An 11,129-nucleotide genomic window follows, 5' to 3' on the forward strand; every position below is an offset into this window, starting at 1 on the left:
CTAGGCGAGAGCCGCGCGGTTTGGTTATATTCCAAACGAGCGGCGAGTAACAACGCCATGCGCGCAATGCATGGCCGGCCCCGTGATAACCAAAACCCAAAGCAGGGGTTTGAACACAAAATGGCGTCTGCGGCGTTGCACCGCTTGCTAATGGAACAACCATTGGCTGCGCGTTGCGCCTTGCATCCATCCCTTTTGTGTTCAAACGCATCTTTCGTTTCCTACCGAAACAGGCTCTTAATACCGGTAGTGTTCCGACTTGTAGGGCCCGGCCTTGGACACGTTGATATAGGCCGCCTGCTGGTCGGTAAGTTCGGTCAGCTGCGCGTTGAGCTTCTTCAGCTGCAGGCGCGCCACCTTCTCATCCAGATGCTTGGGCAGCGTATAGACGCCCACCGGGTAATCGGCGTTGCGCATAAACAGTTCGATCTGCGCAATCGTCTGGTTGGCGAAGGACGAACTCATCACATAAGATGGATGGCCAGTGCCGCAGCCCAGATTCACCAGGCGTCCCTTGGCCAGCAGGATGATTTTTTTGCCGTCAGGGAAAATCACATGATCCACCTGCGGCTTGATCTCGTCCCACTCATAGCCTTCAATCGAAGCGACGTCGATTTCGTTGTCGAAGTGACCGATGTTGCAGACGATGGCCTGGTCTTTCATCTTCGCCATGTGGGCGTGAGTGATGACGTGGTAATTGCCGGTGGCGGTGACGAAAATGTCGGCTTTATCGGCGGCGTATTCCATCGTCACCACGCGGTAGCCTTCCATCGCCGCCTGCAATGCGCAGATCGGGTCAATTTCGGTGACCCACACCTGGGCCGACAGCGCGCGCAGCGCCTGGGCCGAGCCCTTGCCCACGTCGCCATAGCCGGCGACCACCGCGATCTTGCCCGCCACCATCACGTCGGTGGCGCGCTTGATGCCGTCAACCAACGATTCGCGGCAGCCGTAGAGGTTGTCGAACTTGGACTTGGTCACTGAGTCGTTGACATTGATCGCCGGAAACTTCAGCTCGCCGCGCGCATGCATCTGGTACAGGCGGTGCACGCCGGTAGTGGTTTCCTCGGTAACGCCCTTGATTCGCGCCAGGCGCGTGGAGTACCACTTGCCATCCTGCTTGAGCTTTGCCTTGATCGCCGCGAACAGCACGCGCTCTTCCTCGCTGCCGGGATTGGCCAGCACGGCGCTATCGTTCTCGGCGCGCGCGCCGAGATGCAGCAGCAGCGTGGCGTCGCCGCCATCATCCAGGATCATGTTCGAATAACCACCATCCGCCCATTCGAAAATGCGGTGGGTGTAGTCCCAGTATTCCTCCAGCGATTCGCCCTTGACGGCGAACACCGCAATGCCGTCCGCGGCAATCGCGGCAGCAGCGTGGTCCTGAGTGGAGAAAATATTGCATGAAGCCCAGCGCACCTGGGCGCCGAGCGCAGTCAGCGTCTCGATCAGCACCGCGGTCTGGATCGTCATGTGCAGCGAGCCGGTAATGCGTGCGCCTTTCAATGGCTGGGATACCGCGAATTCCTCGCGGATCGCCATCAAGCCGGGCATTTCGGTCTCGGCGATATGGATTTCCTTGCGCCCCCAGCCAGCCAGGGACATGTCGGCGATTTTAAAGTCGGTAAAGTTGGCAACCGCGTTCATTTGTCAGTTCCTCAAAAAATGAACGGGCGCCGTTGTTACGATGCCATCCCGCCGAGCCTGGCCGGTAACCGGTCGCAGCGCCCCTCAGCGGGTGGTGAAATTTAGATGCCGGCCGCAGCCTTGAGTGCCGCTGCCTTGTCGGTGGCCTCCCAGGTAAATTCCGGTTCGTCGCGGCCGAAGTGGCCGTAAGCGGCGGTCTTCTGATAAATCGGGCGCAGTAGGTCCAGCATCTGCACGATGCCCTTGGGGCGCAGGTCGAAATGCGCCAATACCAGTTCAGTCAGCTTCTCGTTGCTAACCTTGCCGGTGCCGAAGGTATCCACCATCACGCTGGTGGGCTTGGCAACGCCGATGGCGTAGCTCACCTGTACCAGGCAGCGCGAGGCCAGCCCGGCGGCGACGATGTTCTTGGCTACATAGCGCCCGGCGTAGGCAGCGGAGCGGTCGACCTTGGACGGATCCTTGCCGGAAAAAGCACCGCCGCCGTGTGGTGCCGCGCCGCCGTAGGTATCGACGATGATCTTGCGGCCGGTGAGGCCGCAGTCGCCTTGCGGGCCGCCGATGACGAAACGGCCGGTGGGGTTGACCAGATATTTGATCTCGCCCTTGACCAGCTCTTTCGGCAGCACCGGCTTGATGATTTCCTCGATGGCCGCTTCGCGGATCTGCTCCAGCGTCATGTCCGGCGCATGCTGGGTAGACAGCACCACGGTGTCTATCGATTCCGGCTTGCCGTCGATATAGCGCACCGTTACTTGCGACTTCGCATCCGGACGCAGCCAGGAGAGCCGGCCATCCTTGCGCAGTTGCGACTGGCGCTCGACGATACGATGCGACAGCCAGATCGGCAGCGGCATGAGTTGAGGCGTTTCGTTGCAGGCATAGCCAAACATCAGGCCCTGGTCGCCGGCACCCTGGTCAAGAGTGTCGTCATAGGCCTTATTCACGCCTTGGGCGATATCCGGGCTCTGCTTGTCGTAGGCCACCAGTACCGCGCAGCCTTTATAGTCGATGCCATATTCGGTATTGTCATAGCCGATGCGCTTGATGGTGTCGCGCGCCACGTTGATATAATCGACATTGGCGCTGGTGGTAATTTCCCCGGCCAACACAACAAGGCCGGTGTTGCAAAGCGTTTCCGCCGCGATGCGGGCATGCTTGTCCTGTGCCAGGATAGCGTCGACGATGGCATCGGAAATCTGGTCGGCAACCTTATCCGGATGGCCTTCGGAAACGGACTCTGAGGTAAATAGATAATCGCTCATGGCTGTGCTGGAGATATGGATGTTTATAAAAGCTTGCTAGAATAGCAAAATTCGCCGTTCAATAAAAGAAAACTGTGCTTACCTGGTTGTTACGGCAGTTCGCTCGCTTACCTCTCGCCTTTATCCACCTGATAGGAAGTATTGCCGGGTGGGGCCTGTATTTAGGCTCGCCCAAAACGGCTAACAGGATGCGCAACAATTTACGCGCCAGCGGATTATGTCCCGGCGGTGCCATGTATAGGCGCATACTGCGCCGCAGCATCGCAGAAACCGGCAAGGGTCTGCTGGAAACCTTCGCGATCTGGTTTCGCCCGCACGCACAGGTATTGCAATGGGTGCGCGAATGCCGCGGCTGGGAGCATGTAGACGCGGCGCTAACCGCCGGACGCGGCATTATTTTTCTCACACCGCACCTGGGTTGTTTTGAAATTACCTCGCTGTATTATGCTTCGCTGCACCCGATCAGCGTACTCTACCGCCCGCCGCGCAAGGCATGGCTCGCGCCTTTGATTCATGCCGGGCGCAGGCGCGGGCAGATCACGCTGGCGCCCACCAACCTGAAAGGCGTACGCGGCCTGCTGCAGGGATTGAGGCGCAGCGAAGCGATAGGCATCCTGCCCGACCAGGTACCCAGCGTCGGCGAAGGGGAATGGGCAAAATTTTTCGGCCGCCCGGCCTATACGATGACACTGGTCAACAAGCTGGCATCGTCCACGGGAGCCACAGTGCTGATGGCCTTCGGCGAGCGTCTGCCAGCTGGAAAAGGCTATATCATTCACATCAGTCCGCTCGATATATGCGCGACTGCAGCCGATCTTAATGCGGCTATCGAAGCGCTGGTCAGGCGTTGTCCCGAACAATATTTATGGAGCTACCCCCGTTACAAGGTCCCACGCGGCGCACCAAAACCACCTGTAAACTGATGATGAAACTCCAATTTACCAAAATGCAGGGCTTGGGCAACGACTTCGTCGTGATCGACGGCGTGCGCCAGAACATCAATCTCAGCCCAGAACAGATACGCCGCATCGCCGATCGCCATTTCGGCGTCGGCTGCGACCAGCTGTTGCTGGTGGAAAAGCCCAGCCTGCCGGATAACGATTTTCGCTACCGTATTTTCAATGCCGATGGCGGAGAGGTAGAACAGTGCGGCAACGGCGCCCGCTGTTTCGTGCGCTTCGTGCACGATCAAGGCCTGACCGATAAAACTGAAATCCGTGTAGAAACCGCGAACGGCATTATATTGCCGCGACTTGAAGTGGATGGGCTGGTCACTGTCAACATGGGCGCACCGCAATTCGGGCCTGAATCCATTCCTTTCATTACGGATAAGCGTGCGCTCACATATCAACTTGACCTCGGTGCGGAGTCGGTGGAAATCAGCGCGCTGTCTATGGGAAATCCGCATGCGGTGCAGTTGGTGGCTAACCTCGATAACGCCCCGATCGAATCGCAGGGGCCGCTGATCGAACGGCATGCGCGCTTCCCGCAGCGCGTCAATGCCGGTTTCATGCAAATCGTCGACCGCGGGCACATCAGGTTGCGCGTGTTCGAACGCGGCGCCGGGGAAACCCTGGCTTGCGGTACCGGCGCCTGTGCCGCGGCGGTGGCCGGAATCACGCGCGCCCTGCTTGATTCCTGCGTCACGGTGTCCACGCGCGGCGGCGATCTGGTCATCCGCTGGCAAGGCGAGGGCCAACCGGTGTTGATGACCGGACCTGCGATGGTAGTATTCAATGGTGAAATCGAACTGGGAGCATGAATGGAACTTAACGATCAGGATGTCGCGCAATTTTTGCGTACGGACCCGCAATTTTTTTCACGCAATGCCTATCTGCTTTCCGAGATTGTGCTGCCCAGCCAGCACGGCGGTGTTGCGGTATCGCTGGTAGAACGCCAACAGGTTGCCCAACGCGACAAAATTCGCGTACTGGAATTGAAGCTCGGCGAACTGATTCAGTTTGGCGAAGAAAACGATGCCATCGGCGAACGTGTGCATCGTCTCAGTCTCGGCCTGCTTTCTGTCCGCAATTTCGATGCGCTGGTAGCCACAGTCACGCACAATCTGAGCGAAGACTTCCAGGTTCCGCATGTCGCCCTGCGGCTGTGGGCCGCGCCGCAAAACCATGACGATGCCGGCAGCGAAGAATTCAACGACGTCGATGCCGAAATCCGTAATTGGGCGGGCGGCCTGACCACGCCTTACTGCGGCCATCGGCCGGGTCTGGATATCAGCAACTGGTTCGGCGATATCGGCGCTCCGCTCAAGTCGTTTGCGATGGTCGCGCTACGCGGAGAAAATGCCTTCGGCCTGCTGGTGATGGCAAGCGAGGACGAGCGGCGCTTCTATCCCGAGATGGGCACGCTCTACCTCAAGCGCATCGGCGAGTTGGTGAGCGTCGCACTGTTGCGCTATATCGTTTAACTAGAGCTTCTGGAAAACTTGGAGCTGCTGGATAATTATCTCGCTTATCTCGCCTTTGAGCGTGGGCTAAGTCAGCTCAGCCGCGAAAACTACGCGCGCGACCTGAAAATCCTGCTCGACTTTGCTGGCGATACGCCGGTAACGGCCCTGCAGCCCACCCATATCCGGCGTTATGTCGCTGCGATGCACGGCAAGGGGCTGTCTGGCAAAAGCATCGCCCGCCGCCTCTCTGCCTGGCGCGGTTTCTACGATTTCCTGGCGCAGCGCCACGGCTTCGGCTCTAACCCTTGTATTGGCGTTCGCCCTCCCAAATCTCCCAGCACGCTGCCCCAGGTCTTGTCCGTCGAGCAAGCATCGCGCCTGGTGCAAATCGAAGCGGACGACGATCTTGCGGTGCGCGACCGCGCGATTTGCGAGTTGTTCTATTCCTCTGGCTTACGTTTGGCGGAACTGGTCGGGCTTGACGTCAGCGGATTGGATCTCGCAGATGCTACCGTAACGGTCATCGGTAAAGGCTCTAAAACGCGCATCGTTCCTGTCGGCGCTTACGCTATTGAGTCGATCCGGGCATGGCTGCCCCAACGCGCCCTTTTCGCCCGGCCGGATGAGGTGGCGCTGTTCGTCAGCAAGCGCGGCCGCCGGCTTAGTCCTCGGGCAGTGCAATACCGGCTTAAAGTTTTGGCCTTGAGGCAGGGTGTCGCCGGCGACATCCACCCTCATACCCTGCGCCACAGCTTTGCTACGCACGTTTTGCAGTCCAGCGGCGATTTGCGTGCGGTACAGGAAATGCTGGGCCACGCCAACATCTCCACCACGCAGGTTTACACGCATCTGGATTTTCAGCATTTGGCCAAGGTCTACGATGCCGCTCACCCGCGGGCCAAGAAAATAAAGTCTAAAAGCTAAGCAGTATCTCGGCTTTGGCCTCATATAACCGACAAAATCGCTCAAACTTTATGGCAAAATAGCGATTTCCGAATTTACCTCGTTTAACCGTTGACTGGAGAAATAATGGAACACAAACTACCCGACCTGCCCTACGCCAAGAATGCGCTGGAACCCTACATCTCCGCAGAAACACTCGAATTCCACTATGGCAAGCACCATCAGACCTACGTCACCAACCTCAACAACCTGATCAAGGGCACCGAATTCGAAAGCCTGAGCCTTGAAGACATCATCAGGAAGTCTTCCGGCGGCATTTTCAACAACGCTGCCCAAGTGTGGAACCACACCTTCTACTGGAACGGCTTCAAGCCCAACGGCGGCGGCGAGCCGACCGGCGCGCTGGCCGAGGCGATCAAGGCCAAGTGGGGGTCGTTCGACGAATTCAAGAAGGCTTTTGCCCAGTGCGCCATCGCTACCTTCGGCGCCGGCTGGGCCTGGCTGGTGAAAAAGGCAGACGGCACGCTCGACCTGGTTTCCACCAGCAACGCCGCCACTCCGCTGACGGGCGATACCAAGCCGCTGCTGACCTGCGATGTATGGGAACACGCTTATTACATCGACTACCGCAATGCCCGCGCGGGTTACGTCGAAAAATTCTGGAGCATCGTCAACTGGGATTTTGTCGCTTCAAACTTCGCTGGCTAATCGCCGGGATGGTCTGCGTAAAATCTTAAAAGCCGCAAGCGCCCGAAGTGCTTGCGGCTTTTTTCTTGACACGGCATATTTTTTCCAAAATAATGGAAATATGGAAAAACAAATTATAGTCACGGCTCTCGATGCGCTGGCGCAGGAAACCCGCCTCGACATTTTTCGCCTACTGGTCCCGCTGGGCGACGGCGGCATGCCTGCGGGGAAGATAGGCGAGCAGCTGGGCATCCCCAACGCTACGCTGTCTTTCCATCTGCAGCAGTTAAAGCATGCCGGGCTCGTCAGCACGCAACGCAAAGGTACGCAGATCATTTACATGGCAAATTACGCCATGATGAACGGCGTGCTTGCTTATCTCACCGAAAACTGCTGTCAAGGCCAAGCGGAAAATTGCGTACAGTCGAGCGTCTGCGACTGTTCCGATGTGCAATTTGCAAACGGGCAATAGCTGCTGCGCCCCGTAATTTATTCATCGACGAAAGAAGTTCATCATGCAAGGCAAAATTTATACTGTATTGTTTCTTTGTACCGGCAATTCGGCCCGCAGCATCATGGCTGAAAAACTGCTTGAGCATTGGGGCAAGGGCCGATTCAGAACATTTAGCGCAGGCAGTCATCCTTCCGGCATGGTAAACCCGTTCGCGATCGAGTTACTTGAATCCAAAGGACTTTCCACCGATGGCTTACGCAGCAAAAGCTGGGATGAATTCGCCGTACCCGGTGCGCCGCAGCTTGATTTCGTCTTTACGGTCTGCGGCAACGCGGCTGGGGAAGTCTGCCCGATCTGGCCGGGGCAGCCTATGAGTGCCCACTGGGGTGTTGAAGACCCGGCCGCCGCGCAAGGCTCCGACAAAGAAAAACGGCAAGCCTTCAGAAAGATCGCGAGCTATCTGGAAAACCGCATCAAGATTTTCACCAGCCTGCCGCTGGCATCGCTCGACAAAATGAGCATCAAGCGGGAAATCGACACCATAGGAAAGTTGCAAGATGTCTGACAAGCACGCTAGCGTTGCCACCGCTCCGCTCAATCTGTTCGAGCGCTATCTCACCGCTTGGGTAGCCATTTGCATCGTCGTCGGCATTGCGCTCGGAAAATGGCTGCCGAATGCATTCCAATCAATCGGTGCAATGCAAATCGCCAAAGTCAACTTGCCCGTCGGGCTATTGATCTGGGTGATGATCATCCCGATGTTGCTGAAAATCGATTTTGGCGCATTGCATCAGGTCAAGGCGCACATCAAGGGCATAGGCGTCACGCTGTTCGTCAACTGGCTGGTGAAGCCGTTTTCAATGGCTTTTCTCGGCTGGCTATTCATACGCCAGCTGTTTTCACCCTTGTTGCCGGCCGGCCAGATCGACAGCTACATCGCCGGCCTGATTCTGCTGGCGGCCGCACCCTGCACGGCGATGGTATTCGTCTGGAGTCGCCTGACCAACGGCGACCCCTACTTCACGCTATCGCAAGTTGCGCTCAACGACCTTATCATGGTCTTTGCCTTCGCCCCCATCGTCGCGCTGTTATTGGGCGTTTCCAGCATTGCCGTGCCTTGGGCGACGCTGCTGACTTCGGTGGTGTTTTACATTGTTATTCCGGTCATGCTGGCGCAACTGATGCGCCGGGCACTCCTAGCCAAGAGCCAGTGCGCATTCGATAGAGCGGTGTCCCATATGCAGCCCTGGTCAGTCTCGGCTTTGTTGCTGACGCTGATTTTGCTGTTCGCATTCCAGGCAGACGCGGTCATTCAGCAGCCGCTGGTCATTGCGCTGCTGGCCGTCCCTATCCTGGTTCAGGTGCTATTCAATTCGGCGCTGGCATATTGGCTCAACCGCAAGGTCGGTGAAAAACACTCGGTCGCCTGCCCTTCCGCGCTGATCGGCGCATCCAATTTTTTCGAACTGGCCGTTGCCGCGGCGATCAGCCTGTTCGGCTTCGAGTCCGGGGCGGCGTTGGCAACGGTTGTGGGCGTACTGATCGAAGTGCCGGTGATGCTACTGGTGGTACGGGTAGCGAACGCTTCCCGTGATTGGTATGAAAATGGCAACGGCCGCGCTGCTGCTGTCGACAGCCCCGCCGGGTAGCGAGGCTGTGGTTTATTTACAGCTTGCTATGTGAGCCGTCGCAAAACGGCGCATGCTTCGTCGTTTTGCAACCGCACAAATATTTTATTTCCTTTTGCGTAAGCGTGAATTTTACCGGTTCTATACTTGTCCCTGTATGGGAACCATCGCAGAAAGGCTGATTCTTTGAGCGCCCGCACGCGCACCAGTAATGATCCCCCGCTTCCAGTTCAACCGCATAAGGCGCTTTTTGTACACAGATCGGCTCAGTCATGATTTTCTCCTTTGGAGTGAATTAAAAATTATCAATCTTTATAGGCTTCTACAGGCGAACTGATTTTTATTTCGTCGCTTACGGCCGGCACATATTTGGTCATTCCAAATTCCGAGCGCTTGATGATGGCCGTCACATCCGCCCCGCACATCTGTTTCTTGATGATGGGGTTTTCACCGCATCGGAAAGCGGTTACCGTCAGTCTCAGCGGCTTGGTCACACCCAGCAGTGTAAACTCGCCGTCGGCCGCAACGACCTTGTCGCCTTCAAAAACCAGCTTGCTGGACTTGAAGCTCATGCTCGGATATTTAGCCACATTGAAAAATCCATCCGCCGAGAGATGCTCGTTCCATTTGGCAAACCCCATATCCAGCGACGTCGTATCGATGGTTAAATCCACGCTGCCTTTTTTGGCAGCAATATCGAGCATCACCTTACCGCTGCTCTTGTCGAAGCGGCCGCGCTGCGTAGTAAATCCCAGATGGTTGACCTCGAACACCGGGAAAGTATGGTTGGGGTCGATGGTATAACTATCTGTCGCCAGCGCTGAAGCGATCTGGGCGGCAGTCAATGCGAATGCGACGATCATTTTCTTCATGGGATTACCCTTTGCTTTGTTGAGATGTGAGACTGCTATTTTTTTGCCGTGGCTACAGCGAGTTTGAAATGCAACTGCACTTCATCCGCTACCGTTGACACATCGGCCCATTCACCGGTGCCAATGCCGAATTGCTGCCTGGATATCTGAATTCCTCCTTCCAGAACAGCGCTTCCTGCTTCGATTTTCGCGATAAAAGGCACGTTGACGTTGCGTGTCACGTTTTTGATGGTCAATTTCCCGCTGGCTTCATAACGGCCGCCGCCGGCTTTGATACCGGTAGACTCGAATTTAGCCGTAGCGAATTCCTTGATATTGAACCAATCCTTTCCTTTTACCTCGTCATTGGCTTCCTCGCTTCCGGCGTCGATGCTTGACATGTCGATTTCGATACGCGCCTTGCCGTTGGCCGTTTTGTTCGGGTCGAAGGTAATCTGCGCGTTAAACCTGCCGAACTTTCCATTGACAGGGACGCTCATTTGCTTTGATACGAAGCTGATGCTGCTCTTTGCGGTCTGCAGCACGCTGAATTCCTCGGCATGCACCAAGGAACTGCCTACCAGCATAGCGATAATCAATAGGGTTTTCATTGTGATTTCCTCGAAAAGCTGGGCAGCATGCGCTGCAGCGTGCCATCGCGATCCACGAAATGGTGCTTGAGCGCGGCTGCAATATGCACCGTCAACAGCCCAAGCAGTACGAAATCCAAGCTCTTGTGCACTTCCTTCAGTATCTCGCCCAACTCCTTGTTCTTGGCTATCAGGTCCGGCAATGGCACCAGCCCCATCCAAACCACCTTGAAGCCCAGGGCAGAGCTCATCAACCAGCCCGACAGCGGCACTACCAGCAACAGCAGATAAAGTCCTAAATGTACGGCCTGGACTGCGGATCGTTGCCATTCGGGCATTTCCAGCGGCGGAGGCGGTATATGGCTGATTCTCCAGCCGATGCGTGCCAGCATTAGGCCCAACACAGTGATGCCTATCCATTTGTGGTAGGAGTAAAGCTTGAGTTTGTGTGGCGATAACGGCAGGTCATGCATGTAAATCCCAAGCGTGAAGGCGCTAACAACCGCCAATGCGATCAACCAGTGCAGCGCGATTGCAATACCGGAATAGCGTGCTGGCGTGTTCATGACTGCGCGCGATTCAATACGCTTCTCAACCTCTTGAGCTGCGACTGGATTTGCTGTAATTCGTCTGGATGTACACCGACGAGCGCTTTTCCTACGTAATTGAGATGCTTCGGAAAAATTTTGGCAAACAA

Annotated in this window: 15 protein-coding genes and 1 riboswitch; of the genes, 8 read left to right on the forward strand and 7 right to left on the reverse strand. The window is 56.5% G+C overall.

What is annotated here, in order from left to right; genetic code table 11:
* The 3 genes from VGK14_RS14125 to metK all read right to left on the reverse strand — a co-directional run.
* Nucleotides 1-211, reverse strand: a 211-nt coding sequence (locus VGK14_RS14125; RefSeq protein WP_331509738.1) for a hypothetical protein, incomplete at its 3' end; no start/stop codon positions are given.
* Between the two features lie 26 nt (nt 212-237).
* Nucleotides 238-1,647, reverse strand: a complete 1,410-nt coding sequence (ahcY, locus tag VGK14_RS14130; protein ID WP_331509739.1) for an adenosylhomocysteinase — start codon at nt 1,645-1,647, stop codon at nt 238-240.
* A 17-nt stretch (nt 1,648-1,664) separates the two neighbouring features.
* Nucleotides 1,665-1,739, reverse strand: a riboswitch (S-adenosyl-L-homocysteine riboswitch).
* 9 nt (nt 1,740-1,748) lie between these two features.
* The gene (metK, locus tag VGK14_RS14135) at nt 1,749-2,912 is read right to left on the reverse strand and encodes a methionine adenosyltransferase (protein ID WP_331509740.1); all 1,164 of its coding nucleotides are present in this window, start codon (nt 2,910-2,912) and stop codon (nt 1,749-1,751) included.
* A 74-nt stretch (nt 2,913-2,986) separates the two neighbouring features.
* On the opposite strand from metK, the gene VGK14_RS14140 reads away from it, so the two are divergent.
* The 8 genes from VGK14_RS14140 to arsB all read left to right on the forward strand — a co-directional run bounded on the left by VGK14_RS14140 (nt 2,987) and on the right by arsB (nt 9,012).
* Nucleotides 2,987-3,835, forward strand: a complete 849-nt coding sequence (locus tag VGK14_RS14140) for a lysophospholipid acyltransferase family protein (RefSeq protein WP_331509741.1) — start codon at nt 2,987-2,989, stop codon at nt 3,833-3,835.
* 2 nt (nt 3,836-3,837) lie between these two features.
* Nucleotides 3,838-4,674 (forward strand): diaminopimelate epimerase, encoded by an 837-nt coding sequence (gene dapF, locus VGK14_RS14145; protein ID WP_331509753.1) that lies wholly within the window; start codon nt 3,838-3,840, stop codon nt 4,672-4,674.
* The gene (locus VGK14_RS14150) at nt 4,675-5,337 is read left to right on the forward strand and encodes a DUF484 family protein (protein ID WP_331509742.1); all 663 of its coding nucleotides are present in this window, start codon (nt 4,675-4,677) and stop codon (nt 5,335-5,337) included. It abuts the gene before it with no gap.
* A gap of 18 nt (nt 5,338-5,355) precedes the next feature.
* Nucleotides 5,356-6,243 carry a tyrosine recombinase XerC gene (xerC, locus tag VGK14_RS14155; protein WP_331509743.1) on the forward strand — a complete coding sequence of 296 codons (888 nt, stop codon included), beginning with the start codon at nt 5,356-5,358 and terminating at the stop codon, nt 6,241-6,243.
* A gap of 105 nt (nt 6,244-6,348) precedes the next feature.
* Nucleotides 6,349-6,930: a superoxide dismutase gene (locus VGK14_RS14160; RefSeq protein WP_331509744.1), complete on the forward strand. Its 582-nt coding sequence runs from the start codon at nt 6,349-6,351 to the stop codon at nt 6,928-6,930.
* Between the two features lie 100 nt (nt 6,931-7,030).
* Nucleotides 7,031-7,381 (forward strand): metalloregulator ArsR/SmtB family transcription factor, encoded by a 351-nt coding sequence (locus VGK14_RS14165; protein ID WP_331509745.1) that lies wholly within the window; start codon nt 7,031-7,033, stop codon nt 7,379-7,381.
* Between the two features lie 43 nt (nt 7,382-7,424).
* On the forward strand, nt 7,425-7,928 hold the full coding sequence (locus VGK14_RS14170) for an arsenate reductase ArsC (protein WP_331509746.1): 504 nt from the start codon (nt 7,425-7,427) through the stop codon (nt 7,926-7,928).
* Nucleotides 7,921-9,012 (forward strand): ACR3 family arsenite efflux transporter, encoded by a 1,092-nt coding sequence (gene arsB / locus VGK14_RS14175; protein WP_331509747.1) that lies wholly within the window; start codon nt 7,921-7,923, stop codon nt 9,010-9,012. The genes VGK14_RS14170 and arsB overlap by 8 nt, the downstream gene beginning before the upstream one ends.
* A 16-nt stretch (nt 9,013-9,028) precedes the next feature.
* Here the strand turns inward: arsB and VGK14_RS14180 are convergent, their stop codons facing one another.
* From VGK14_RS14180 to VGK14_RS14195, 4 genes are read right to left on the reverse strand one after another with little or no spacing between them, the layout of a single operon-like run.
* Nucleotides 9,029-9,265 carry a CDGSH iron-sulfur domain-containing protein gene (locus VGK14_RS14180; RefSeq protein WP_331509748.1) on the reverse strand — a complete coding sequence of 79 codons (237 nt, stop codon included), beginning with the start codon at nt 9,263-9,265 and terminating at the stop codon, nt 9,029-9,031.
* A 31-nt stretch (nt 9,266-9,296) separates the two neighbouring features.
* A complete protein-coding gene (locus VGK14_RS14185; protein WP_331509749.1) occupies nt 9,297-9,863 on the reverse strand; it encodes a YceI family protein in 567 nt (188 codons plus the stop codon).
* Nucleotides 9,864-9,898: 35 nt separating this feature from the next.
* Complete coding sequence (locus VGK14_RS14190; RefSeq protein ID WP_331509750.1) at nt 9,899-10,453, reverse strand: YceI family protein; 555 nt, start codon at nt 10,451-10,453, stop codon at nt 9,899-9,901.
* Nucleotides 10,450-10,998 (reverse strand): cytochrome b, encoded by a 549-nt coding sequence (locus VGK14_RS14195; RefSeq protein WP_331509752.1) that lies wholly within the window; start codon nt 10,996-10,998, stop codon nt 10,450-10,452. The genes VGK14_RS14190 and VGK14_RS14195 overlap by 4 nt, the downstream gene beginning before the upstream one ends.
* Nucleotides 10,999-11,129 lie beyond the last annotated feature (131 nt).

Source organism: Novimethylophilus sp., from assembly GCF_036504375.1.
Taxonomy (GTDB): Bacteria; Pseudomonadota; Gammaproteobacteria; order Burkholderiales; family Methylophilaceae; genus Novimethylophilus.